Source organism: Pseudomonas sp. LG1E9 (assembly GCF_003290225.1).
Classification (GTDB): Bacteria; Pseudomonadota; Gammaproteobacteria; order Pseudomonadales; family Pseudomonadaceae; genus Aquipseudomonas; species Aquipseudomonas cyclaminis.
The window spans coordinates 4,488,656-4,512,508 of record NZ_CP029983.1; the positions used below are offsets into that span (position 1 = coordinate 4,488,656).

The 23,853-nt window shown below is 61.2% G+C and carries 21 protein-coding genes; 12 read left to right on the plus strand and 9 right to left on the minus strand.

Annotated features, from left to right (window positions below; translation table 11 throughout):
* The first annotated feature begins 106 nt into the window (after nt 1-106).
* Genes DNK50_RS20390 through DNK50_RS20405 form a run of 4 tightly spaced genes read left to right on the plus strand, consistent with a single transcriptional unit; the run spans nt 107 to nt 2,855 of the window.
* Nucleotides 107-808 (plus strand): ABC transporter permease, encoded by a 702-nt coding sequence (locus tag DNK50_RS20390; RefSeq protein WP_112196037.1) that lies wholly within the window; start codon nt 107-109, stop codon nt 806-808.
* Nucleotides 805-1,518, plus strand: coding sequence for an ABC transporter permease (locus DNK50_RS20395; RefSeq protein ID WP_099586601.1), 714 nt, complete (start codon nt 805-807; stop codon nt 1,516-1,518). Before DNK50_RS20390 ends, DNK50_RS20395 begins: the two co-directional genes overlap by 4 nt.
* A 3-nt stretch (nt 1,519-1,521) precedes the next feature.
* Nucleotides 1,522-2,352 (plus strand): ABC transporter ATP-binding protein, encoded by an 831-nt coding sequence (locus DNK50_RS20400; RefSeq protein ID WP_256595321.1) that lies wholly within the window; start codon nt 1,522-1,524, stop codon nt 2,350-2,352.
* Nucleotides 2,353-2,357: 5 nt separating this feature from the next.
* Entirely contained in the window at nt 2,358-2,855 is a 498-nt protein-coding gene (locus DNK50_RS20405) for an Lrp/AsnC family transcriptional regulator (RefSeq protein ID WP_099586600.1), read from the plus strand.
* 190 nt (nt 2,856-3,045) lie between these two features.
* Here the strand turns inward: DNK50_RS20405 and DNK50_RS20410 are convergent, their stop codons facing one another.
* The 4 genes from DNK50_RS20410 to DNK50_RS20425 all read right to left on the minus strand — a co-directional run bounded on the left by DNK50_RS20410 (nt 3,046) and on the right by DNK50_RS20425 (nt 7,102).
* Nucleotides 3,046-3,879 carry a TIGR03915 family putative DNA repair protein gene (locus DNK50_RS20410; protein ID WP_112196038.1) on the minus strand — a complete coding sequence of 278 codons (834 nt, stop codon included), beginning with the start codon at nt 3,877-3,879 and terminating at the stop codon, nt 3,046-3,048.
* Nucleotides 3,876-5,096: a putative DNA modification/repair radical SAM protein gene (locus tag DNK50_RS20415; RefSeq protein ID WP_099586598.1), complete on the minus strand. Its 1,221-nt coding sequence runs from the start codon at nt 5,094-5,096 to the stop codon at nt 3,876-3,878. Before DNK50_RS20415 ends, DNK50_RS20410 begins: the two co-directional genes overlap by 4 nt.
* A gap of 66 nt (nt 5,097-5,162) precedes the next feature.
* Complete coding sequence (locus tag DNK50_RS20420; RefSeq protein WP_099586597.1) at nt 5,163-6,500, minus strand: lysine N(6)-hydroxylase/L-ornithine N(5)-oxygenase family protein; 1,338 nt, start codon at nt 6,498-6,500, stop codon at nt 5,163-5,165.
* A gap of 119 nt (nt 6,501-6,619) precedes the next feature.
* A complete protein-coding gene (locus DNK50_RS20425) occupies nt 6,620-7,102 on the minus strand; it encodes a sigma-70 family RNA polymerase sigma factor (RefSeq protein ID WP_099586596.1) in 483 nt (160 codons plus the stop codon).
* A 261-nt stretch (nt 7,103-7,363) separates the two neighbouring features.
* Here DNK50_RS20425 and DNK50_RS20430 point away from each other — a divergent pair, with 261 nt between their 5' ends.
* The 6 genes from DNK50_RS20430 to DNK50_RS20455 all read left to right on the plus strand — a co-directional run bounded on the left by DNK50_RS20430 (nt 7,364) and on the right by DNK50_RS20455 (nt 14,901).
* Nucleotides 7,364-8,533, plus strand: a complete 1,170-nt coding sequence (locus DNK50_RS20430) for an efflux RND transporter periplasmic adaptor subunit (RefSeq protein WP_099586595.1) — start codon at nt 7,364-7,366, stop codon at nt 8,531-8,533.
* 1 nt (nt 8,534) lies between these two features.
* Nucleotides 8,535-10,505 (plus strand): MacB family efflux pump subunit, encoded by a 1,971-nt coding sequence (locus DNK50_RS20435; protein ID WP_112196975.1) that lies wholly within the window; start codon nt 8,535-8,537, stop codon nt 10,503-10,505.
* The gene (locus DNK50_RS20440) at nt 10,498-11,913 is read left to right on the plus strand and encodes an efflux transporter outer membrane subunit (protein ID WP_112196039.1); all 1,416 of its coding nucleotides are present in this window, start codon (nt 10,498-10,500) and stop codon (nt 11,911-11,913) included. The genes DNK50_RS20435 and DNK50_RS20440 overlap by 8 nt, the downstream gene beginning before the upstream one ends.
* 104 nt (nt 11,914-12,017) lie before the next feature.
* Entirely contained in the window at nt 12,018-12,764 is a 747-nt protein-coding gene (locus DNK50_RS20445) for an alpha/beta fold hydrolase (RefSeq protein ID WP_112196040.1), read from the plus strand.
* Nucleotides 12,765-12,844: 80 nt separating this feature from the next.
* Nucleotides 12,845-13,708, plus strand: a complete 864-nt coding sequence (locus DNK50_RS20450; protein ID WP_099586592.1) for a LysR family transcriptional regulator — start codon at nt 12,845-12,847, stop codon at nt 13,706-13,708.
* Between the two features lie 92 nt (nt 13,709-13,800).
* Nucleotides 13,801-14,901 carry an SMP-30/gluconolactonase/LRE family protein gene (locus tag DNK50_RS20455; protein ID WP_112196041.1) on the plus strand — a complete coding sequence of 367 codons (1,101 nt, stop codon included), beginning with the start codon at nt 13,801-13,803 and terminating at the stop codon, nt 14,899-14,901.
* A 62-nt stretch (nt 14,902-14,963) separates the two neighbouring features.
* Here the strand turns inward: DNK50_RS20455 and DNK50_RS20460 are convergent, their stop codons facing one another.
* Genes DNK50_RS20460 through DNK50_RS20470 form a run of 3 tightly spaced genes read right to left on the minus strand, consistent with a single transcriptional unit; the run spans nt 14,964 to nt 19,147 of the window.
* Nucleotides 14,964-16,025 (minus strand): lipocalin-like domain-containing protein, encoded by a 1,062-nt coding sequence (locus tag DNK50_RS20460; RefSeq protein ID WP_112196042.1) that lies wholly within the window; start codon nt 16,023-16,025, stop codon nt 14,964-14,966.
* Complete coding sequence (locus DNK50_RS20465; protein ID WP_112196976.1) at nt 16,015-18,477, minus strand: FtsX-like permease family protein; 2,463 nt, start codon at nt 18,475-18,477, stop codon at nt 16,015-16,017. The genes DNK50_RS20460 and DNK50_RS20465 overlap by 11 nt, the downstream gene beginning before the upstream one ends.
* Before the next feature lies 1 nt (nt 18,478).
* The gene (locus DNK50_RS20470) at nt 18,479-19,147 is read right to left on the minus strand and encodes an ABC transporter ATP-binding protein (protein WP_099586589.1); all 669 of its coding nucleotides are present in this window, start codon (nt 19,145-19,147) and stop codon (nt 18,479-18,481) included.
* 269 nt (nt 19,148-19,416) lie between these two features.
* Here DNK50_RS20470 and DNK50_RS20475 point away from each other — a divergent pair, with 269 nt between their 5' ends.
* Together DNK50_RS20475 and arnT are read left to right on the plus strand one after the other, a co-directional pair.
* Entirely contained in the window at nt 19,417-20,097 is a 681-nt protein-coding gene (locus tag DNK50_RS20475) for a histidine phosphatase family protein (RefSeq protein ID WP_112196043.1), read from the plus strand.
* A 172-nt stretch (nt 20,098-20,269) separates the two neighbouring features.
* Nucleotides 20,270-21,952, plus strand: coding sequence for a lipid IV(A) 4-amino-4-deoxy-L-arabinosyltransferase (gene arnT, locus DNK50_RS20480; RefSeq protein WP_112196044.1), 1,683 nt, complete (start codon nt 20,270-20,272; stop codon nt 21,950-21,952).
* Here arnT and DNK50_RS20485 read toward each other — a convergent pair.
* Together DNK50_RS20485 and DNK50_RS20490 are read right to left on the minus strand one after the other, a co-directional pair.
* The gene (locus tag DNK50_RS20485) at nt 21,924-22,634 is read right to left on the minus strand and encodes an AAA family ATPase (protein ID WP_112196045.1); all 711 of its coding nucleotides are present in this window, start codon (nt 22,632-22,634) and stop codon (nt 21,924-21,926) included. The two genes, arnT and DNK50_RS20485, sit on opposite strands and share 29 nt — an antisense overlap.
* Nucleotides 22,634-23,377 (minus strand): ABC transporter permease, encoded by a 744-nt coding sequence (locus tag DNK50_RS20490; RefSeq protein WP_112196046.1) that lies wholly within the window; start codon nt 23,375-23,377, stop codon nt 22,634-22,636. Before DNK50_RS20490 ends, DNK50_RS20485 begins: the two co-directional genes overlap by 1 nt.
* Between the last annotated feature and the right edge of the window lie 476 nt (nt 23,378-23,853).

The window sequence follows — 23,853 nt, forward strand, 5'->3', positions numbered from 1 at the left end:
AACGCCGAGCCCCCTGTGGTAGAGGACTCATGTGGGAGGGGGCTTGCCCCCTCCCCCACAAGCCGGGCCCGCAGGGGAATATCTGCGCCTTTAGAGATTTCTCCCCATGAACGACCTCCTCAACCTGCAAGGCTACGGCCCCATGCTGGCCCAGGGTGCCTGGATGACGCTCAAACTGGCGTTCCTCGCGCTGGCCCTGAGCCTCACCCTCGGTCTGCTCGCCGCCGGTGCCAAGCTGTCCCGCGCCAACTGGCTGCGGGTGCCGGCCACGCTGTACACCACGCTGATCCGCAGCGTGCCGGACCTGGTGCTGATCCTGCTGATTTTCTACAGCCTGCAACTGTGGCTCAACGACCTGACCGAAAGCTTTGGCTGGGCCTATTTTGAAATCGACCCGTTTACCGCCGGGGTAATTACCCTTGGGTTTATCTACGGCGCGTATTTCACCGAAAACTTCCGTGGCGCGATCCTCAGTGTGCCGGTCGGCCAACTGGAAGCCGCTACTGCCTATGGCCTGAGCCGCTGGCAGCGGTTTCACCTGGTGCTCTTCCCGCAGTTGATGCGCTTCGCACTGCCGGGCCTGGGCAATAACTGGCTGGTGCTGCTCAAGTCCACGGCGCTGGTGTCGATCATCGGCCTGTCGGACCTGGTCAAGGCCGCGCAAAACGCTGGCAAGACCACCAATGAGCCGCTGTACTTCCTGATCCTCGCCGGCCTGGTCTACCTGGTGATCACCACCCTCTCCAACCGCATCTTCAAGCGCCTCGAACGGCGCTACAACCTCGGCATCAAGGGGATGGCGCGATGATCGAACTGTTCCAGCAATACGGCCTGGCCTACTTGTTCAGTGATGGCGCGGGCTTGTCCGGCGTGGCCATGACGCTTTGGCTGTTCATCATTTCGGTGGTGGTGGGTTTCGTTCTGTCGATTCCCCTGGCTTTGGCTCGGGTCTCGGAGCACTTCTGGCTGCGCTGGCCGGTGGAGGTCTACACCTACCTGTTTCGCGGCACGCCGCTGTATATCCAACTGCTGATTTGCTACACCGGGCTGTACAGCCTGGACGTGGTACAGGACAACGCACTGCTCAATCAGTTTTTCCGCAACGCGCTGAACTGCACCTTGCTGGCATTTGTGCTGAACACCTGCGCCTACACCGTGGAAATTTTTGCCGGAGCCATCCGCAATATCCCCCACGGCGAGATCGAAGCCGCCCGCGCCTATGGCCTGCACGGCTGGCGCTTGAACCTGTTTGTGGTGGTGCCTGCCGCGTTGCGCCGTGCGTTGCCGGCCTACAGCAATGAAATGATCCTGATGCTGCACGCCACGTCGCTGGCGTTCACCGCCACCGTCGCCGATATCCTCAAAGTGGCCCGCGACGCCAATGCCGAGACGTTCCTGACGTTCCAGGCCTTCGGCATCGCCGCCCTGCTGTACATGTTGCTGTCCTTTGCACTGGTGGGCCTGTTTCGACTGGCCGAACGTCGCTGGATGCGTTTTCTTGTTCCTACCCGAGGCTAACCCATGAATCAGTCCGCGCAGGCCCTGGCCACTTATCCTGTTGACGAACCCACTGCCAACACCGCAACCGCTGCGATCAAGCTGCAAGTTGAAGGCATTCATAAACGCTACGGCGAGCACGAAGTGCTCAAAGGGGTTTCGCTCAACGCCCGCCAAGGCGATGTAATCAGCCTGATTGGCGCCAGTGGTTCCGGCAAAAGTACGATGCTGCGTTGCATCAACTTTCTGGAACAGCCCGACGCCGGGGTGATCACCCTGGACGGCATCAGCATCGAAATGCAGCAAGGCCGCGCCGGCACCCGTGCGCCGCATCAAGCGCAATTGCAAAACCTGCGCACGCGCCTGGCCATGGTGTTCCAGCACTTCAACCTGTGGAGCCACATGACCGTGCTGGAAAACATCACCATGGCGCCCCGCCGGGTGTTGGGCGTCAGTGCGGCTGAAGCAGAAAAGCGCGCACGGATGTACCTGGACAAGGTCGGTCTGCCCGGCCGCGTCGCGGATCAATACCCGGCGTTCCTGTCCGGTGGCCAGCAACAGCGCGTGGCGATTGCGCGGGCGTTGGCGATGGAGCCGGAAATCATTCTGTTCGATGAGCCAACGTCCGCACTCGACCCTGAGCTCGTAGGAGAAGTCCTCAAAGTCATACAGACGTTGGCCGAGGAAGGTCGTACCATGCTGATGGTCACCCACGAGATGGGCTTTGCCCGCCAGGTGTCCAACCAAGTGCTGTTCCTGCACCAGGGCCGGGTCGAGGAACACGGCGGCGCCGAGATCCTCGATCACCCCAAGAGCGAGCGCTTGCAGCAATTTCTTTCCAATCGTTTGAAGTGAAACCCATGGATACCAAGGCCAACGGACCCCATACCTCCCCCGCGCTGGACCGCATCGACGAAGCAATCATCGAAGTGCTGCGCCATCAGGGGCGCATCACCTACGAAAAGCTCTCGTCACTGGTGCACCTCACCCCCAGACCCTGCCTGGAGCGAGTGCGCAAGCTGGAGCGCCGCGGGGTGATCCGTGGGTATGGGGCGATCATCGATGTGCAGATGGTCTCGCCAGGGCTGTCGTTGCTGGTGCTGGTGGCCTTGTCCAACCAAAGCGGGCGCTCGGCGCAAAAGGCCTTCGAAGCCTGCGTCAAGGCCTGTCCCCAGGTGTTCGAATGCCAATTGATCAGCGGGCCGTTTGACTACAGCCTGCGCATGCGTTGCCGGGACATGGAGCATTACCGGGTGCTGACGGAGACCTGGTTGAACAATGATGAGTTGCACATCGATAAGTTGGTGGCGCACCCGGAGTTGGCGGTGGTTAAAAACACCGCGACCGAACTGACCTGACCCCACTCCCCCAAATACCCGAGGTCCCATGTGGGAGGGGGCTTCCCCCGATGGCCATGGGTATCTACACAACTCTTTAAAGGCTGATACATAACTCTGTGGTGAGCGGGCTTGTCCCGCTCACCACAACAGCCCATTTGCCATAGATTCAGCATCCACTGGAAATTGTGTAGATACCCATTCCCCACTTTCAACCGTGCCTGCTCGAAATCCGTTTTCCCGGCTTAGTGCCAACCAACTTCGCCTGCCCATCCTTCTGTTTGCCCGTACGCGCCTCGCTGATCAACCCCGGTATCAACTTGCCCTCGGGCAAGTTCTTCCAGAACCGACTCGGCAAGTGCCCTTCCATCACCTTGGGGTTCAACCGCGCCGGATTGAAAATGTGGCTGTAGTAGGTCAGCCACATAGCGCTGTGCGGGTCTTCGACATTCTGCGCCAACTGCTGCCATGCCTCGGGGCACTCGCGCTGATGAATCAGCTGTTCACCGTCGTAATACACCCCATCCAGCGGGGTGGCGATCATCCACCGATGTCGCCCCATACGCCCGACAAAGTGCTGGCTGGCCGATTTCAAAATGTCGTGGGCCGGCTCATGCCAGGCCACATATTCCGGCAACTCGGGGCCCGCCTCTGCAGGCAACGCAATGAACCGCACAAACGCATGCAGGTGGTGGGCTTCACGGCTGACCTGCTTGATACGCCGCTGCAATTCGCTGCCCAGCTTGTCCCCCGCCAGCATCGCCGTGCGGTCGCCATGGCTGACGCGCCATAGCACTTCATACAGCAGGCTCCAGCGCTGGTCTCCGTGATAGCAGGCCGCCGACTCCAGCAGCTCGATCAGCGCCTTGGGAATGCGCGCCTGGTAAGGGCCGAGACCTTCAGGGATAGCTTCGTCAGTGGCGAACAGGTCCGCCACTTCGGCCTCGCCCCAGCTCACCTGGCTGGGGTCGACCTGATGGCTGAGCAGCCAGCGGGCTTGCTCGCGCCAGGTGCTGAACAGGTTGTCGCATTCCAGGCTGATCATCCCCACAACCCCATCTGTTGCGGTTGCGGGCGGTCACGCAGTTGTTCGCGCAGCAGCACGCTGGTGCTGTCGGCTTGCTGCGGGTGGTAGTCGCTGGTGATGAAAAACGGCTTGGCCTTGGCCAGCACACAGCGCATGCGCGCCAGGTCTTCGAAGCGGATCTTGCGTTCACGGCGCAGGTCCACCAGGCGTTGCGTGGTGCGCAGGCCGATGCCGGGGATGCGTGCGATCAGGGTCGGTTCGGCGCGATTGAGGTCGAGGGGAAACACCTCGCGATGCTCCAGGGCCCAGGCCAGCTTGGGGTCGATATCCAGCGCCAGATGGCCGGGGCCTTCAAATAATTCATTGGCACTGAAGCCGTAGCTGCGCAGCAGGAAATCCGCCTGGTACAAACGGTGCTCGCGCATCAAGGGCGGCGCGGCGAGGGGCACGCTTTTCGGGCTGTTGGGGATGGGGCTGAACGCCGAGTAATACACACGGCGCAGCTTGAAGTTGCCATACAGCGCCTCGGCGCCGTGAAGGATGGTGCTGTCATCGGTGTCGTCGGCGCCGACGATCATCTGCGTGCTCTGCCCGGCCGGGGCGAAACGCGGGGCGCGGGGTTCGTTGAGCACCGTCTGCTCGCCGGTGTAGATGGTCTGCATGGCCTGCTTGATCGTGACGATCTGTTTTTCCGGCGCCAGGGTGTTCAGGCTGGCCTCGGTGGGCAGTTCGATGTTCACGCTCAGCCGGTCGGCATAGCGCCCGGCCTCGGCGATAAGCGCCGGGTCGGCGTCGGGGATGGTCTTGAGGTGGATATAGCCGCGAAAGTCATGCTCTTCACGCAGCAGTTTCGCCACCCGCACCAGTTGCTCCATGGTGTAGTCGGACGAACGGATGATGCCGGAGCTGAGGAACAGCCCGCTGACGCAATTGCGCTTGTAGAAGTCCAGGGTCAGGGTGACCACCTCCTCCGGGCTGAAACGCGCGCGGGGCACGTCGCTGGAGCGGCGATTGACGCAGTATTGGCAGTCGTAGAGACAGAAGTTGGTGAGCAGCACCTTGAGCAGCGACACGCAGCGGCCGTCGGGCGTATAGCTGTGGCAGATGCCCATGCCATCAGTGGAGCCCAGCCCCGCCTTGCCCTCCGAACTGCGCTTGGGCGCGCCACTGCTGGCGCACGAAGCGTCGTACTTGGCGGCGTCGGCGAGGATGCTGAGTTTTTCGATCAACTGCATGGAGGGCTACCGATACTGGTTTTTTGTACAGTATCAGGCAACCCTCCGGGTCACAAGTGCAGCCTGTCAGCTGGCAGTGGCCAGCAGCAGGTCCTTCACCGAACGCCCCTTGCCTCGGCTGCGGTCGTTTTCGTACAACGATGCGGCAATTTCATCGGCACGAATCGGCAGAATCGACAGCAAGGTGTCGCTCAAACCATGGCTGGCCTGGCTGAAGCCCTGGATATAGATACCAGCCTTGCAGCGCTCGTCGGTGACGATGCGGTAGTCGCGGGCCACTTCGAAATCGCCCATATACGCTTCCAGAGGTGCCAGCAGTTCGCGGTGCATCTGGCGCTCGTAGCCGGTGGCCAGCACCACGGCGTCGTAATGATTGACGGTGATGTCACCGGTGGCAGAGTTGCGCAGGGTCAATTCGATACCCAGCGGACCGGCCAGCGCTTTTTCCACCACGGTCATGGTGCGGAAGGCGTGACGCGCGATGCCGGAGACTTTCTGGCGGTAGAGAATTCCGTAGATACGCTCGATCAGGTCCAGGTCCACCACCGAGTAATTGGTGTTCTGGTACTCGGCGACAAGACGCTCGCGCTCGGCCCCCACTTGTTGGAACACCAGGTCGGTAAAGGCCGGCGAGAACACCTCGTTGACGAACGGGCTGTCATCGGCGGGCTTGAGCGCCGAACCGCGCAGGATCATGTCGACCTGCACCGACGGGTAGCTGTCATTGAGGTCGATAAAGGCTTCGGCCGCGCTCTGGCCACCGCCGATGATCGCGATGCGCATCGCCTTGCTGTCCACACAGGGTTGTTGCGCCATGCGTGCCAGGTACTGGGAGTGATGGAATACGCGATGGTCGTCCCTGAGCCCCTTGAACGCCTCCGGCACCCGTGGCGTACCACCGGCGCTGACCACGACCGAGCGCGTGGTGCGCACATGCTGCTCGCCGTGGGCGTCGCGGGAAATCACGCGCAGTGCTTCAACCTGCTGCTGATGCAGGATCGGTTCGATCGCGAGCACTTCCTCGCCATAACGGCCCTGGCCCTGGAACTGCGCCGCGACCCAGCGCAGGTAGTCGTTGTACTCCATGCGGCACGGGTAAAAGGTACCCAGGTTGATGAAGTCGACCAGGCGGTCGTGGGCCTTCAGGTAATTGACGAAGGAGTAAGGGCTGGTGGGGTTGCGCAGGGTCACCAGGTCCTTGAGGAACGAAATCTGCAGTTCGCTCTGGGTTACCAGGGTATTGCCGTGCCAGCGGTAGTCGGCCTGTTTGTCGAGAAACAGCGCGTCCAGTTTGCCCTGGGTTTTCTCTCGTTCCTGCAGGGCGATGGCCAGCGCCAGGTTCGATGGGCCAAAACCGATACCGATAAGGTCGTGAACCGCGGGCGAAGCAATTGCCTGTGTCATTCCAGTGTCCTCTGGATAAGCCCCTTGGCGATGGGGCAGGAATACCTTCAAGACCTGTACAACAGGTCATGTGTTGATAGGAAACGAGGACAGTGAAATAAAATTTAACTGATCAGCGATCAGTGTGCTTCCCACTCGCGCATCCGCACCCGGCAGTGCTTCATGGCGTTGACGATATGTTTTTCCACAAGGGCGCGGGAAATACCCAGGCGCTCGGCAATCTGCAGGTGGGTCATGCCGTCGAGCTTGCGCAGCAGGAAGCTGTCGCGACAGGCTTTCGGCAACTCGGCCAGGGCACGCTCAAGCAGCTCCAGGCGCTGGTCCTGGTCGTGGCTGGCGTGGGGGGAACCGGGGGAAAAGCGTTCTTCGCTGTCGAGTATTTCCAGCGGTTCGTACTGGCGCAGCACATTGCGCCGATGGCCGTCGATCACCAGGTTCAGCGCGGTGCGGTACAAAAACGCGCGGGGCTGGTCGATGGGGACGGCGCTAGATCGTTCCAGTACCCGAACGTAAGCGTCATGCACCACATCTTCGGCCACCTGACGGTTGCCCAGCTTGGCGTTGAGGAAACACACCAGCTCGCGATAGTAGTTTTCCAACATGACTCCCGACCGCCGCAGAAGGGCGATATCCGTTCCTTGAGTACCTGAAAAATGACAACCCACTGCGTAATGGCAGTTTGGGTGCGTGCAATTTATAGTAATTCTCATCTACTTTTAAACAAGTCTTGCGCCATCGGTCGTTTTTTTTACCCGGCAGACGTGTTTCACGGTGTGTAACAGCCTAAATCCCCACGTGTTTCTCTCGTTTAACTGTCAGCTCTGCGCAACTGCGCTCCGAACTTTCCTGGCTGGAACCTAAGCATGAAACGCCCTCGACCTGCCCGACGCGCCCTGCTAGTTGTGGCGTGCCTGATTCCCGTCATCGCCGTCGCCGCCTGGCAGGTCCTGCCGCCCGGCCGTGACACCCTGACCACCGTCACCGTGACCCGCGGCAATATCGAAAACAGCGTGACGGCCCTGGGCACCTTGCAGCCGCGTCGTTACGTGGACGTGGGCGCCCAGGCGTCCGGGCAAATCCGCAAGATCCACGTTGAAGCCGGCGATCAGGTGCAGGAAGGCCAATTGCTGGTAGAGATCGATCCCTCGACGCAAAAAGCCAAGCTCGATGCCAGCCGCTACGCCATCGAAAACCTCAAGGCGCAGTTGCAGGAACAGAAGGCCCTGCACGAACTGGCGCGCCAGAAGTACCAGCGCCAGCAGCGCCTGGTCGCGGGCAACGCCACCCGCGAGGAAGATGTGCAAACCGCCAAGGCCGAACTGAGCGCCACCCAGGCCCGTGTCGATATGTTCCAGGCGCAGATCCTCCAGGCCCAGGCCAGCCTGCGCAGTGATGAGGCGGAGCTGGGCTATACACGCATCTACGCGCCGATGACCGGCACCGTGGTCGCCGTCGACGCACGGGTCGGCCAGACCCTCAATGCCCAGCAGCAGACGCCGTTGATCCTGCGCATCGCCAAGTTGTCGCCGATGACCGTGTGGGCCGAAGTCTCGGAGGCCGACATCGGCCACGTCAAACCCGGCATGACGGCTTACTTCACCACACTGAGCGGCGGCAACCGCCGCTGGGCCAGCACCGTGCGGCAGATCCTGCCGATCCCGCCCAAACCGCTCAATGAAACCCAGGGCAGCGGCAGCCCCAACAGCTCCAGCAAAAGCGGCACCGGCCGCGTGGTGCTGTACACCGTACTGCTGGATGTGGACAACGGCGACAACGCCTTGATGGCCGAAATGACCACCCAGGTGTTTTTTGTCGCAGGACAGGTCAAGGACGCCCTCACCGCGCCGGTTGCCGCCCTGCTGGGCACCAGCAACGCCGATAAGCAGATCGCCCGCGTGGTGATGGAGAACGGCCGCATCGAGGAACGCGAGGTGCAACTGGGCATCAGTGATCGTCTGCGGGTCCAGGTGCTCGGCGGCCTGAGCGAAGGCGACCACCTGTTGATCGGCCCGGCTGCTGGCAGTGGGGGTTGAGGTGACCACGCCCCTGATCGAACTCAAGAACATCCGCAAGTCCTACGGCGGTGGCGACAGCCCGCAGGTGGACGTGTTGCGCGGCATCGACCTGTCGATCCATGCCGGGGAATTCGTCGCCATCGTCGGCGCTTCCGGCTCCGGCAAGTCCACGCTGATGAACATCCTCGGCTGCCTCGATCGCCCCACGGTGGGGGACTACCTGTTCGCCGGGGAAAACGTCGCTCACCTGGACAGTGACGAACTGGCCTGGCTGCGCCGCGAAGCCTTTGGTTTTGTGTTTCAGGGCTATCACTTGATCCCCTCGGGTTCGGCCCAGGAGAACGTCGAGATGCCGGCGATCTACGCCGGTATCAGCGCGGCCGAGCGCCACGCCCGAGCCAACGCGCTGCTGACCCGCCTGGGCCTGGCCGAGCGTACCGGCAACCGTCCCCATCAACTGTCCGGCGGCCAGCAGCAGCGGGTGTCCATCGCCCGCGCGCTGATGAACGGCGGCCACATCATTCTCGCCGACGAACCTACTGGCGCCCTCGACAGCCATAGCGGCGCCGAGGTGATGACCCTGCTGGACGAGCTGGCCAGCCAGGGCCACGTGGTGATCCTGATCACCCACGACCGCGAAGTCGCAGCACGGGCCAACCGCATCATCGAGATCCGTGATGGCCTGATCATCAGCGACTCGGCCGACGACAATGCTACCGCCCCGCCCGCCGCCAACGGCGCCCTGCAAGCCGTGGACCTGCGTCAACGCCTGATCGACGGCGCCGAGCATAACGGCGCGTGGAGAGCCGAAGTGCTGGACGCTGTGCAAGCCGCCTGGCGCGTGATGTGGATAAACCGTTTCCGCACCGCACTGACCTTGCTGGGGATCATCATCGGCGTGGCATCCGTGGTGGTGATGCTCGCCGTCGGCGAAGGCAGCAAGCGCCAGGTCATGGCGCAGATGGGCGCGTTCGGTTCCAACATTCTCTATCTGAGCGGCGCGTCGCCCAACCCACGCGCGCCACTGGGCGTGGTCACCCTCAATGACGTCCAGGCACTGGCCGCGCTGCCGCAGGTCAAGCGCATCATGCCGGTCAATGGCAGCAAGGCGGGTGTGCGCTATGGCAACGTCGATTACATGGCGTATGTGGGCGGCAACGACACCAATTTTCCGGACATTTTCAACTGGCCGGTGGTCGAGGGCAGTTATTTCACCACCGCCGACGAGCGCAGCGGGGCCACGGTCGCCGTGATCGGCCACCGTATCCGCGAAAAGCTGTTCAAGGGCCAGGTCAATCCGATCGGGCAATACATCTTGATCGAGAACGTACCGTTCCAGGTGATCGGCGTGCTGGCGGAAAAAGGCGCCGCCTCCGGCGACAAGGACAGTGACGACCGCATCGCCATCCCCTACACCGCCGCCAGCGTGCGTTTGTTTGGCAGCTACGACCCCGAATACGTGGTGATCGCCGCCGCCGACGCGGGAAGGGTCCACGACGCCGAAGTGGCCATCGACCAACTGATGCAGAAGCTGCACAACGGCACACACGACTACGAGTTGACCAACAACGCCGCAATGATCCAGGCCGAGGCCCGGACCCAGAACACCCTGTCGCTGATGCTTGGCTCGATTGCGGCGATTTCCTTGCTGGTGGGCGGCATCGGCGTGATGAACATCATGCTGATGACCGTGCGCGAGCGCACCCGTGAAATCGGCATCCGCATGGCCACCGGTGCACGCCAACGCGACATCCTGCGCCAGTTCCTGACCGAGGCGGTGATGCTTTCGGTGGTCGGCGGCCTGTGCGGCATTGCCCTGGCGCTGCTGGTGGGCGGCGTATTGGTGCTGGCCAAGGTGGCGGTGCAATTTTCCCTGGTGGCGGTGCTGGGCGCATTTGGTTGCGCGCTGGTCACCGGCGTCGTATTCGGCTTTATGCCGGCCCGTAAAGCTGCCCGGCTCGATCCGGTTAAGGCATTGACCAGTGAATAAACGATCCATCCCCTCGCAGCTGTCCCTGCTCAGCCTGTGCCTGCTGCTCAATGCCTGCGCCGGCGATCCGCCCTCGGTGGACAGCGGCATTGCGCCACCGGCCGCCTGGCAATTCGCCGAGCGCGACGCGGCCCAGGCCACCAACCAGCGCTGGTGGACGCTATTCGGCAGCCCGCAGTTGAACCGGCTGGTCGAGCAGGCCCGGCGTGACAGCGTCGACGTGGCCGCCTCCATGGCCCGCGTGCGCCAGGCCCAGGCCAGCGCGGTGATCGCCGGGGCGCCGCTGTTGCCCGAGGTGAAGTTCGACCTCACCACCAGCCATCAGAAATTGCTGCACGGCCAGGGCGGGCCGGACCTGGACGCTTCGCCGAGCGATGACGCGGTGGACAATTTCGGCGCCAGCCTGGCGGCCAGTTACGAAGTGGACTTCTGGGGTGGACGTGCTGCCGCCCGCGACAGCGCGCTGCAAGGGCTGCGGGCCAGCGAATTCGACCAGGCCACCGTGGAACTGACCTTGCTCAGCAACGTGGCCAACCGCTACGCGCAAACCCTGGCCGCGCGCCAGCGCCAGCAGATCGCCGAGCTGAACCTGGCCAATGCCCGCAACGTGCTCGACCTGGTGCAGACCCGCTACGACGCCGGCTCCGCCACGGCGCTGGAACTGGCCCAACAGAAAAGCCTGGTCGCCAGCCAGCGGCGCCAATTGCCCTTGATTCAGCAACTGGCCGAAGACGCCCAGATCACCCTCGCGGCGCTTCTCGGCCAGCCGGTGCAAAACCTGGACCTGGGTGCAGAGCCCTTCCAGGCCATGACGTGGCCAACCATCGACGCCGGCATGCCCAGCCAGTTGCTCAGCCGCCGACCCGATATTGCCAAGGCCGAGGCCGAGCTGGCAGCCGCGCAGGCGAATGTCACCGTGGCCCGAGCGGCCATGCTGCCAGCCCTGACCCTCGGCGCCACACTGGGCTCCGACGCCTACAAGGCCGTGGACATCCTGCGCAGCCCCTACTACACGCTGACGGCCGGCCTGGTGGGGCCGATCTTCAACAACGGCCGTTTAAGCGCCGAGCGCGACAAGGCCCGAGCACGCCAGGATGAGCTGCTGTACGCCTACCGCGGTGCGATCATCAACGGTTTTGCCGATGTGGAAAAAACCCTCAGCAGCATCACGCGGCTGGACCAGCAGCGTCATTGGCAAACGGATGAATTGCAGCAGGCCCAGGCTGCCTTCCAGATCGCCGAAAGCCGCTATCAGGCCGGCGCCGAGGACTTGCTCACGGTGCTCGAAACCCAACGCACGCTGTACGCTGCCCAGGACCTGAACGTGCAACTGCGCCTGGCGCGCCTGCAGGCCAGCATTGCGTTGTACAAGGCACTGGGTGGCGGTTGGAAAACCGATATCCGATAAACAAAACTCCAGTTTCCTACGCAATCCACGTTCTTGCCCTACATTCCTCGAACCAAGGTCCTTGGTAAAAAAGCCGTTATCACACGGCTGCCCAGGACCTCTTGATGACGATTGCAAAACACCTCGCGTGTGGCTGTCTGTGCTTGATGGTAAACATTGGCCATACCGCATCACTGATCCAACCCACCGCCATCGATTGGCTGCTGGACTGCCCCCTCCCCGCCCTCGAACGGCTGGACCCCAACGTGGTGTCACGCACCCAGTGCGGCGTCGTGACCGTACCGCGCAACTACGCCGCGCCTCGGCAAGGCACCCTGCGCCTGCACCTGACCCGCGTCGGCGCCCGCGAGCCGTTGAGCCGCGAGGGAGTGGTGTTCACCCAGGCCGGCGATACCGCGCCCAACAACCAGAGCACCTTCGTGATTCACCTGGCCACCCGCTGGGAATCCTATGCCACACAAGCGTATCGCAAGCTGGTCAACCGTTATGACGTCATCGAGCTCAGCCCTCGTGACCTCAGCCAACAGAACGGCGTAGAACACGCCGCACGGGACATGGAGTTCGTACGTGCCCAACTGGGGGACGCACAACTGCTCTATCTGGGTAACGCCGATGGCACGCGGTTGGGCAGCCGTTACAGTGCGCTGTATCCAGAGCGTGTCGCACGCATGGTGCTGCTCAACGCTGAACACAGCACGACAGCTGCATCCCAGGTCGAACAACTGCGCCTCAAGGATCCCGCAAGACCGGACGCCGGCGGCTGCATCAACCGCTGGGTGGGCGACTTCCTGGCGTATGGCAGACAGCCGCCACGGTCAACTCGCTGTCTCGACCCAGACGGTTGGGAGTAGCGCGCCGATGGAGTCGCCTGCCAATCCCCGCTTCTGCGTGATCAGTTCTACAATGCCCCCATTCATCCCCAGGGGTCTTCATGGACATCGAACTGGCACGCACCTTTCTCGAAATCACCCGTTGCGGCAGCCTGGCGGCGGCCGCTGAGAAACTTCACGTCACCCAGACCGCCATCACCGCACGGGTCAAAAGCCTGGAAAGCCAACTGGGCAGTACGCTGTTTATCCGCAACCGCGCCGGCGCACGCCTGACCGCCGACGGCGAGGCCTTCGTGGTGTATGCCAACCAGTTGCTGCAAACCTGGGAAGCCGCGCGGCGTGACCTGCCGTTGCCCGATGGCTATCGCAATGTGCTGCACATCGGCGGTGAGGTCAGCCTGTGCAACCCGTTGATGCTCGGGTGGGCCAAGGCGCTGCGCGAACACATTCCCGGCCACGCGCTGCGCACCGAAGTGCGTGAAGGCGACTACCTGTTGCGCCAGCTGGAACTGGGCGTGCTCGACGCGGCGCTGGTGTTCCAGCCGCAATACTGGCCGGGGTTGCAGGTGGAACAGGTACTGGAAGAAAAACTGATCCTGGTGCAATTGGTCAGCAAGCCGGCGCCGTACGTCTACATCGACTGGGGGCCGGGCTTTCGCCAGCAACACGACGCCGCCCTGCCCGACAAGGCCCGGGCTGCGGTGAGCTTCAACCTGGGGCCGTTGGCCTTGCAGTACATCCTCGAAAATGGCGGCGCTGGCTATTTCCGCACGCGGGTAGTGCAAAGCTACTTGGACAGCGGTGTGATGCAGCGTGTGTCCAAGGCGCCGGAGTTCAGCTTCCCGACCTTCCTGGTGTATTCAAGGGCGCGGGATTCGGCGGTGTTGCAGCAGGCATTGGCGTTACTGCGCGATGTGGTCAAGGCCGAAGGTGACTGGTCACAACGCTGGGATCCACTGATGTGAAACGGGCAGTGAACTAGCGCGATCCTGAAGCCGGGCTAAGCTCAGTCACCACCCAAAAACGCTATGAGCCCCAACGACAATCAGGAATCGTCATGAGTACCCGTCCAAAAAAACTGCGCCATCTGCTGTTTGTGTTGCTGCTGGCGGTGGTCGCCTTTTTGCTGCTGATGCCGACCAAGGTACAACCGGTGAACTGGGCGCCGCCCAACGCGCCATCGATGAAAGAAGGCCCTTTCGCCGAGAACCAACGCCTCAAGGGCGTGCAGAAAATCGGCGCCCAGGACATCGCCGGGCCGGAGGCGTTGCTGTTGGATGCCCAGGGTTTTCTCATCAGCGGCCTGCAGGATGGGCGCATCATCCGCACCTCCCCCGACAGCCGCAACCTTGAGGTACTCGCCAATACGGGCGGACGCCCGCTGGGGCTGGCGCTGCACCCGGATGGGCGCTTGATCATTGCCGATGGCGTGAAGGGTCTGCTCGCACTGGATGCCAACCGCCAACTCACCTCCCTGAGCACCGGCGCCGATGGCGTGCCCTTCGGTTTTACCGATGACGTCATCGTGGACGCCAGTGGCCGCTATGCCTATTTCAGCGACGCATCGAGCCGCTGGGGGTATGGCCAGGATGGCGAAGCCGTGATCGAGCATGGCGGTGATGGTCGGCTGCTGCGTTACGACTTCAGCAATGGCCGCACCGAGGTGTTGCTCGACCAACTGCAATTTGCCAACGGCGTCGCCCTGGGCCCGGACGAACGCTACGTACTGGTGAATGAAACCGGCGCCTATCGCATCAGCCGCTACTGGCTCAAAGGCGAACGCGCCGGCAGCCACGACCTGTTTATCGACAACCTGCCAGGCCTGCCGGACAACCTGAGTTTCAACGGCCAGGACCGCTTCTGGGTGGCGCTCTATTCACCGCGCAATCCATTGCTGGACAGCTTTGCCGGCTACCCGCTGCTGCGCAAAGTGATGGTGCGTGCACTGATGGTCGTGCCCAAGCCCATCGAGCGCAAAGCCTTTGTGCTGGGGTTGGATACCTGCGGCAAGGTGATCGCCAATTTGCAGGATGGCAGCGCAGGCAACTACTCACCGATTACCACCGCGCGGGAGTATGGCGACTGGTTGTACCTGGGCTCGTTGAAGAGCACGAGCATGGCGCGCTTGCCGTTGCAACTGGCGTTGGCGCCGGAGTGAAGGACGGGCAGCCTGAGCTCTATCTGAAGCATGGAGATCCAATGTGTGACCTCGAATCCGCCTTAATACCCCGTCATCTCCAGATACCCCACCCCGCCCTCAAACCGCACCGGCCCTTCCCAATACGGAATCCCCAGGTTCATCCAGGCATTCGGGTTGACGGCTTCGGTGGTGATATCCAGCTGTTTGCGAGGAATTTTCAGCGACCAGCGCGTAGGAATATTGCGCCCATCAATGGCCGTGCTTTCCAGCGGGGCGAGTTGGATATCGGCGTTGTGCAACGTCTCGGTACGTCCCTGGGCGTCGATCCAGGTGCCGGTGAGATAACCGCCGCCGTCCTTCTGGCGTACGCGAAACAGCATCAGTTGCGCGCCCCGGTCCAGGTGCAGGGAGAACCAGTCCCAACCGGTCTGGTTGGCGCTCAGGGGTTGGCTGCTCCATTCGCGGTCGAGCCAGGCCGGGCCGGTGACTTGATAGGTGTTGCCGTCAATGCGCACACTGCCTTCGGCAGTGAAGAACGGCTGACTGTAGTAATACGACGCCTGGCCCTGGTCGGATTTGCGGCTGTAGCCGTTGTCGCCTTGCAACACCAGCGGCCGACTGGCGGTGAGGCGCAGGTCGTAGGCGAAGTGCGCATCGCTGGCCTTGAGTTGCATATCCGCCAATGCACCGACTGTGCCAGGACGGCTGGCAAAGTTCCAATCGTCGATCCACGCAGTGAACGGCGCGGCCTGGGCACCGGCCTGGCCAACGCCGCCACGGGCTAGACGTTCGGCGGCGTAATGGCGGTTGGCAGAGGTGACGGCGGCATGGCCGAGCCACACCGTCGAATCCTGCCAGCCGGCCTGGGTCGGCCCGGCTTTCAACGCGTTGCGAAACAGCGTCCATTGCACGCCGAACACATTGCCCTCGGCATCCTTGAGGTTGGCGGTAACGTACCACCACTCGATGCGAAAGCCGTCATGGGGGCCGTGGTCCTCGGGAAAGCTGAACGCCTTGCCGGGCACCACTTGGGCAAAGTCCGCTGCATCGCTGCCCAGGCCTGCGAAGCTCTCCTGGGGTGCGGGGACTTTGTCACAGGCCGCCAGCAGCCATAACGCGCAGATCAACGCCTTAATCTTCATGGGCAAAGGTCCGAAGCAAATCCGCCGGGCGGCTGCGGTACAACTGCCACAGCGGCCAGGCCGATGCTAACAATGTGGCCAGCATCGCCAGCCCGAGTAATTGTGCGAGCTGCCACGGGAACACCTGCAACGGTAGCCGCCAGCCAAAGGCCTGCACGTTGATCACCGCGTCCAGGCACCACGCCAGCAGCACCCCCAGCGGCAACGCCAGCATCAGGGTGAGCACCGCCAGCAGCCAGGTCTGGCCCAGGTTCAGCAGCATCAATTGTCGCCGTGTCACGCCCAGCGCCCACAGCGGAGCGAGTTGGCCGAGGCGGCTCTGGCTCTGGGTCAGCAGGCTGATGAACAGCGCCACGCCGGCCACGCCCAGGGTCAGGCTGTTGAGGGCGGCGGTCGCGGCGAAGGTGCGTTCGAACACCTGGCTTGACCAGCCCTTGAGTTGCTGTTGATCGACGATACGGCTGTCGTCCAGGGCAAATTCGCGCTGCACTTCGCGCACCAGTGGCGCCACATCGGGCGGCGCGACGCGCAGGTTGAAACGCGCCGGCGAGAGGGTCGGCCAGTGCGCCAGCAGGTGCGCGGAATTGACCAGGATATGCCCCTTGGGATTACCGTAATCGGCGTAGATCCCCACCACCTTGGGCGACCATGCACCTTGCGGCGTGGGGATATTGATCGAATCCCCGAGCCTGACTGACAACCTGCGCGCCAACTGCTCGCTGAGCATCAACGTGTCGTCACCCAGCAGTTGGTCCCAGGGCTCAGCGACAGCCTCCAACAACGGCCAATGCTGACGATAGGTCGGATCATCGACCACCCCGAACACATCCGCCGGCCAACCCTGCACTTGCACCGCGACCTGCCAGGTCGGCAACACCCTCTGTACCAGCGATTGGTGCGCCAGCCAGGTGCTGAGCTGATCCGCCTGGGCCGGGGTTTGTGGGTTGAGGTACAGCTCGGCCGTCAGGCGTTGCTCCAGCCAATGATTGAAGGTGTGGCGAAAGCCTGACGTCATGGAGCCCGCGCCGATGTTCGCGGCCAGGGCCAGCAGCAACGCCATCAACGCCAGGCTCAAGGCCGGCAATTGTTGGCGACAATCGGCGAGAAACCATTGGCCCAGTACCGAACGGCTGCGCCCCAGCACGGCCTTGAGCAGCCCGTTGAGCAGCACCGGCAAGCCCAGGGCGGCGCCGAGCAGTAACGCCGCCATCAATATAAAACCAGACGCCAGGCTGTCGCCCAGCCAAAGCGCCAACAGCGCGATCAGCAACGCGGTTGCTGCGACCCAGCCCTGGCGCCGTAACCAACGGCCATGGGCTTCGTGCCAGGCCTGGGCGTTGGCCAGCGCCAGCAACGGCAGGCGCGCCGCCCGCCACACGCTGCTGGCGCCGGCAAGCAAGGCGCCCAACAGGCTCAAGCCGAGCCCCGCCAACCACCACCACGGGCTCAGGCTTAACTGTCCCGGTACTTCGGCGCCATATAACCCCCTCAGGCTGACAGCCACATCCGGCAGCAGCAGGCTGGCCAGCAGGTAGCCGCTGGCAACGCCCAGCACACCGCCCAGCAGCGACAACGCGCCCAACTCCACCGCAAGCCCGAGGATCAACAAATGCGCACTGACCCCGCAGGCACGCAAGGTGCGCAACAGTGCGCGTCGTTGCTCCAGGGCCAGGCCGATGGCCGCGTGCACGATAAACAGCCCCACCACAAAGGACAGGAAGCCCAGCGCATCCAGGTTCAAGTGAAAGCTTTCGGTAAGGCGCGCCAGGTTGTTGTCCTCGCCCTGCCTGAGTTGCAGCCCGGCGGGTGGCGTGGGATGCCCGGCGGCGAAGGCCTTGTCCAACAGCAGTCGCGAGAGTTGCCCAGGCATTTCCAGCAGGGGTTGAGCAAAGCCGATATCGGTGAGTAACAGGCCGGGCGCCATGTCCGGCTGCGCTTGCAGGGGCGGCAGGCGTTGCCCGTTCTGCGCCAGGGGTTGCTGCCCTTCGAGCAGCCCCAGGGCCTGCAAGGTTTGCGGCGCGATCCAGGTCCGCCCCGGCGGTTCAAAGAAGGCAAGCATCTGCGCCTGGCTCAAGCGCTGCCCCGCTACCGCACCGCTGCCGGGCAACGACAGCGGATCAATGCCCATCAATTGCAGGCGCATGTCCTCATGCCCCTTGAGCTGCAAACGCCCCTGCACCACCGGCGACACCGGCCAACCGGCGCGGCGCAATTGGGCGAACAGCGCTTGCGGAAAACTGGCCGCGTCCGGCGCACTGAGGCTGGCCTGGGGTTCGCCGCCGATCAACTGGCTGGCGCGGGCATAACTGTCGCGCGCCTGAGTATTGAGGGCCTGCACGCCGGTCAGGAGTGCGGTGGCCAGCCACAAGCCGGTAAGCACGCTGAAGAACTGCACCGGATGGCGCCGCCAATGGCTGAGCAACGCGCGCAGTGTCCAATAAAACACCGCCATGTCAGCGCGCATCCGCCGGCAGGACGCGGCCGTGATGCAACACCACCTGCTGGTCCAGCCGCGCTGCGATGCGTGGGCTGTGCGTGACCATCAACAGGCTGGTGGGGCTGTCACGCAACAGGTCCAGCAGCAGTTGCAGCACCTCGTCGCTGGTGGCTTCGTCGAGGTTGCCGGTGGGTTCGTCAGCCAACAGCAAACCCGGCCGTGACGCCAAGGCCCGACCTACCGCGACCCGCTGTTGCTGGCCGCCCGAGAGCTGTTCCGGATAGCGCTTGAGCAAGTCGCCCAGGCCCAGGCGTTCGACCAACTGCGCCTGCCAGCGCGGATCAAAGCGCCCCGCCAGGCGGGCCTGGAACGCCAGGTTGTCGTCAACGCGCAAACTGCCGATGAGGTTGAACTGCTGGAACACCAGGCCGATTTCAGTGCGCCGCCAGTGGGCCAGTTGCGGCTCGCTCATCTGGTCGAGACGCTGCTCACCCACCTGGATACTGCCGCGATCCAGCCGATCAAGCCCCGCCACCAGATGCAACAAGGTGCTCTTGCCGCTGCCCGACTCGCCCATCAACGCCAGGCTGCTGCGTGGGGCCAGGTGCAAATCCACACCGGCCAGCACCGCCAATGGGCCTTGAGGAGTCGTGTAGCTTTTGAAGACACCTTGCACCTGCAACATGGGAGCACTCGATTGATGGGCGGCCATCGAGAATAACGGCTGCGCCATTGGGCCACGCAAATTTTTCACATGGATTTCACCGGTTGCCCACTCGCAGCCCTCTAAATTGCCGGTTATGCGCCACGCGTCGGCCACTTGATCAGTGGCCACGCCTGACAACTTTTAACCGCCGCATGTTCAGCGAAAAGACAGCAGCCCTGTGACAGCCTCCTGCTTCACTGCGGCTATTCGCCAACAAGTTGCGCCTAATTAATACAACATTGCCAACAGTGTCCAAGGTGAATGAAGTGGTAGACATTACCCTGACCAAACCGCGCTCGCCCCGGGCTTTTTTCAAGCGCCTGCAACGTCTGTGGCTTGGCATTGCCGTGATCACTGCGCTGCTCGCTTGCAGCCTGCTCTGGCCGGCTTCGCCACGGGATCTCGGCGTGGGCAACCGCCTGCTGACCTCCCAGGTCATGCCGCTGTGGCGCGACGGCGACGTGATCGTGCTGGTGCGTCATGAAGAGCGCTGCGACCGCTCGACCAACCCGTGCCTGGGGCCGGTCGAAGGCCTGACAATCAACGGCAGCCAACAGGCGGAAAAACTCGGCAGCGCCTTTAAATGGTTGGGCATGGACGGCAGCGACGTGCTCGCCAGCCCGGCCATTCGTACCGCCCAGACCTTGCGCTTCATGTTCGGTAAAAACGAGCTGACCTCCGGACAGCAAGCCGTCTGCGGCGCAGCCATGGGTGAGGAATTGCTCAGCCACAAGCAGCCGGGGCGCAACCTGGTATTCGTGACGCACAGCGGCTGCATCGCCGACTTCGAAAAATCCCAGGGCTTCCCCCGCGCAGCATTCCCCGAGTATGGCAGCGCCCTGTTCGTACAAGTGTTGCCGAACGGTAAATTCAAGACCCTGGGCATCATGAACAATCCGGACTGGTCGGCTGCACTCAAACATCTCTGATGTGATTGCCTATGTTCAGCAAAAAGACAGCCCTGTTCTGGCATGTTTAGTTGCGCCTTTTAATTAAGCCCCCCATGACTCTCTCCCGTTACTTAGTGACCGCTGTGACTGTTTGCACGATGACCTCATTACTTAAGAACCCTGGCTTTAAACGTCAAGGAGCGACGTTTTCATGACCCGTTTGAATCCCCTGTATCTGTTGTTGCTCGCCTTCGCCGCGTTCTATCTGTTGCCCCTGGGCCTGCACGGCATGTGGATCCCGGATGAGACCCGCTACGCCCAGATCAGCCAGGAAATGCTGCAGTCCGGTAACTGGGTGGCGCCGCACTTCATGGGCGTGCGCTATTTCGAAAAACCCGCCGCAGGTTATTGGCTGATCGCGTTGGGCCAAGCCGTGTTCGGCCAGAACCTGTTCGGCGTACGCATCGCCTCAGCCCTGGCCAGCGGCTTGAGCGTGATGCTGGCCTACCTGATCGCTCGCCGCCTGTGGAACGACCCGCGTAAAAGCGTCGCCTGTGCCCTGCTTTACCTGAGTTTTGGCTTGGTGGCGGGGCAAGCGGGATATTCCAATCTGGATCCGCAATTCACCCTCTGGGTCAACCTGAGCCTGGTTGCGCTGTGGTTTGCCCTCGACTGCAGCAACCTGCGTGGACGCCTGACGGCCTGGGCGGTGTTGGGATTTGCCTGTGCCATGGGCTTCATGACCAAGGGTTTCCTGGCGTGGGCGCTGCCCGTATTGATTGCCGTGCCCTATATGCTCTGGCAACGGCGCCTTGGCGAGCTGTTGCGTTATGGCCCCTTGGCCGTAAGTGTGGCGGTGCTGGTGTGCCTGCCTTGGGTCCTGGCGATCCATAGCCAGGAACCGGACTTCTGGCGCTTCTTTTTCTGGAACGAACACATTCGCCGCTTCAGCGCCGACAACGCGCAACACGTGCGGCCCTGGTGGTTCTTCCTGCCGATCATCGCCGTGTCGTGCCTGCCCTGGGCCGGCCTGCTTCCCAACACCCTGCGCCAGGCCTGGCAGCAAATACGCCAGCCGGCTATCGGTTTCCTGGCCTTGTGGCTGCTGCTGCCCCTGGGCTTTTTCAGCCTGAGCAACGGCAAGCTGCCGACCTACATCATGCCGTGCCTGTTGCCCCTGGCATTGCTGATGGGACACACCTTGAGCGACCTGCTGCGCAACGGCCACCCACGCGCGCTCAGGCTCAATGGTCTGCTCAACCTGGTGATCGGCATGGCGGCCATGCTCGGCCTGCTCTACCTGCAAATCGCCCGGCCGCTGTACGGCAACAGCCTCGCCGAGATGTTCAGCCTGTCCCTGGCCTTCATCGTGTTACTGGTGTGGATCCTCACCAACCTGCTGCAAGCCGTGCGCCCGCTCACGCTATGGGCGCTGCCGGCCGTGGGCATCGGCGTGCTGGTGATCCTGCTGCCCGCGAGCATGCCGGCGCAGATCGCCGATAACGAAATGCCCGACCAGTTCGTGCTGGAACATCTGGACGCGTTGCAACACACCCACGCCCTGCTGAGCAATGAACTGGGCAGCGCCAGCGCCCTGGCCTGGCGCCTGCAACGCACCGATGTGGCGCTGTATGGCACCGAAGGCGAACTGCGCTACGGCTTGCAGTTCGCCGATGCAGGCCAACGTAAAGTCGATCTGGATCAAGTACAGGCCTGGCTCGCCGAGGCGCGCCAGCACGGCTCGGTGGGCGTGCTGATGCGGGTCGACAGCACCAGCGAAATGCGCGAGGCCGGGCAGTTGCCGCTTGGGGGTAAGCGTTATTCCAAGGGGTATTTGCAGCTGATTCTGTATCCGCAGTTGCCTGCTACAGACGTAGACTCGCTGCATAAATAAAAGCCTCGTCCAGACTATTAGCGCCGTACGCCCGCATAAAACCTTGGGCATCAGTGAAACGATTGAACCGCCGCTGACTGACCATGTAGAAATCATCGCAGTGAGCAACGATCTCATCGACATTATGCGACGAGACCAGTACGGCGACTCCTTCCTCGGCGGCGCCCTCCAGACACTTCCAAATATGATGACGAAACTCAGGATCAACACCCGCGGTAGGCTCATCCAAGATAACCAGATCAGCGTTGGCGCTAAGAAGAGACAACGTAAAAAACCAGCGTTTTTCCCCATAACTGCACAGAGATGATTTTTTTGTCCATATTTCGCAATACCGATCTGCTATCCCAGGACTCCACTTCTCAATTTTCTCCAGCGCATGTTGTTTATCAAGCTTACTGTCAGAGCAAAAAAGCATTGCCATCCTGAAAACATCAAACATACGAAACACAGGTGGCGTACTAATCACTTGTGACAAGTAAAGTAACTTCGAAAAAGACCGAACGATTTCACCCGCTTCGATTTTTTTCAACCCACACACCACATCAAAGAACGTTGTCTTACCAGACCCGTTAGCACCTAACAACCCGCATATTGACCCAGCCTCAACGGTCAGCGTGGCATCTTCAAACAAAGTTTTCCGCGCACACCTGACCTCAAGCGAATTCACAACAAGCCGCTTCATCAATAACGACTCCATACAGGGTTAATAGTTAAAAACCGAAACACAATCCAAAGCGTAACAAAAAACGAAACACCAATAAGCAACGCTATGAACCAGCACTCAGCGACACCTACCAACATAATATGGTTTGCCCACCACATAGGATTAATAAAGCTTACTCTTTCGAGAACAGGGCTGGACGTCCCAATGCTGACGATCCCAAGCGCTAACATTGTAAGCGACGCAATGGAAAAAACAGTGCTTGAATTTTGAAAACCCAAGGGGACAAGAGTCAATAAGAGAGCCGGTATCGAAAACAATAAAAAACAAATATAGAACCGTCCAAGGATGCCAAGAAGCTCCTCTATCTCGACCGCACCATTATAGCTGCGGGTCAGCAAATAAAAAACACAACAATATACAAGCGATATTATAGAATAGGCTAAATAATGCCCAAAAAGAAAAATAACTTTATTATCATCCGTATAGACAAAAGACCTCAAAAACCCACTTTCCCTGCGACCAACGATATAAAACGCCAATCCAAACAAGGCAACACTTGAAGCGACGAAGGAATAGAACCACGAGGCACTGGACAAATAGTCATTGGGCGCGTCGTTATTCGCCCCTCTCGAATAAGTTATTAAATAGTAAGTAACCACCGGAGACAACACCGACCAAAACAGCGCAACGGGCTCTTTTAATTGTTCTTTGACGAATAGTGACGCCAGCAACACAGGCTTAACGAATGAGTAGCGATTCATTACACACCTCAGGGAAACGGGACCATTCTATCCATCCGGGAAACCAGCATCGACAATCACACATATACCAATGCGACGTAGACTCCTCAAAAATTTTGCCATCACTTCATCTCTCCTTTCACACAAGTTGTTCTCAACCACTTCCCGAAAAGTGACAAAAACAATCTAGTACACGCATGGAGAAAAGCCCAAAAGATAAAAAATTCCGCGTAGGAAAATTAACTACTGCATTTAGGAAGTTTCACTCACTAATTTCAGAAGTTAAATACTTGCGAGCAACGTCGGCCTCCAACCAACCAAGGATGGGAAGATGTGAACACTTATAGAATTAACAACTTACGAACCACAGATTCGCACTAAAAATCTTTCCTACCCCCGAAGGGGGTTTAAAGATTCAGAGCTTTACCGAGGAAACCAACAAAAATATCCGACAAACGGCCTATATATTCTTATCAGTCGTCCATACCAGTCCTTAA

Excerpts from the sequence above, each read along its gene's own strand:
- DNK50_RS20390 (WP_112196037.1), top strand. The coding sequence starts at position 107 with ATGAACGACCTCCTCAACCTGCAAGGCTACGGCCCCATGCTGGCCCAG.
- DNK50_RS20395 (WP_099586601.1), top strand. The coding sequence starts at position 805 with ATGATCGAACTGTTCCAGCAATACGGCCTGGCCTACTTGTTCAGTGAT.
- DNK50_RS20400 (WP_256595321.1), top strand. The coding sequence starts at position 1,522 with ATGAATCAGTCCGCGCAGGCCCTGGCCACTTATCCTGTTGACGAACCC.
- DNK50_RS20405 (WP_099586600.1), top strand. The coding sequence starts at position 2,358 with ATGGATACCAAGGCCAACGGACCCCATACCTCCCCCGCGCTGGACCGC.
- DNK50_RS20410 (WP_112196038.1), bottom strand. The coding sequence starts at position 3,879 with ATGATCAGCCTGGAATGCGACAACCTGTTCAGCACCTGGCGCGAGCAA.
- DNK50_RS20415 (WP_099586598.1), bottom strand. The coding sequence starts at position 5,096 with ATGCAGTTGATCGAAAAACTCAGCATCCTCGCCGACGCCGCCAAGTAC.
- DNK50_RS20420 (WP_099586597.1), bottom strand. The coding sequence starts at position 6,500 with ATGACACAGGCAATTGCTTCGCCCGCGGTTCACGACCTTATCGGTATC.
- DNK50_RS20425 (WP_099586596.1), bottom strand. The coding sequence starts at position 7,102 with ATGTTGGAAAACTACTATCGCGAGCTGGTGTGTTTCCTCAACGCCAAG.
- DNK50_RS20430 (WP_099586595.1), top strand. The coding sequence starts at position 7,364 with ATGAAACGCCCTCGACCTGCCCGACGCGCCCTGCTAGTTGTGGCGTGC.
- DNK50_RS20445 (WP_112196040.1), top strand. The coding sequence starts at position 12,018 with ATGACGATTGCAAAACACCTCGCGTGTGGCTGTCTGTGCTTGATGGTA.
- DNK50_RS20450 (WP_099586592.1), top strand. The coding sequence starts at position 12,845 with ATGGACATCGAACTGGCACGCACCTTTCTCGAAATCACCCGTTGCGGC.
- DNK50_RS20455 (WP_112196041.1), top strand. The coding sequence starts at position 13,801 with ATGAGTACCCGTCCAAAAAAACTGCGCCATCTGCTGTTTGTGTTGCTG.
- DNK50_RS20460 (WP_112196042.1), bottom strand. The coding sequence starts at position 16,025 with ATGAAGATTAAGGCGTTGATCTGCGCGTTATGGCTGCTGGCGGCCTGT.
- DNK50_RS20465 (WP_112196976.1), bottom strand. The coding sequence starts at position 18,477 with ATGGCGGTGTTTTATTGGACACTGCGCGCGTTGCTCAGCCATTGGCGG.
- DNK50_RS20470 (WP_099586589.1), bottom strand. The coding sequence starts at position 19,147 with ATGTTGCAGGTGCAAGGTGTCTTCAAAAGCTACACGACTCCTCAAGGC.
- arnT (WP_112196044.1), top strand. The coding sequence starts at position 20,270 with ATGACCCGTTTGAATCCCCTGTATCTGTTGTTGCTCGCCTTCGCCGCG.
- DNK50_RS20485 (WP_112196045.1), bottom strand. The coding sequence starts at position 22,634 with ATGAAGCGGCTTGTTGTGAATTCGCTTGAGGTCAGGTGTGCGCGGAAA.
- DNK50_RS20490 (WP_112196046.1), bottom strand. The coding sequence starts at position 23,377 with ATGAATCGCTACTCATTCGTTAAGCCTGTGTTGCTGGCGTCACTATTC.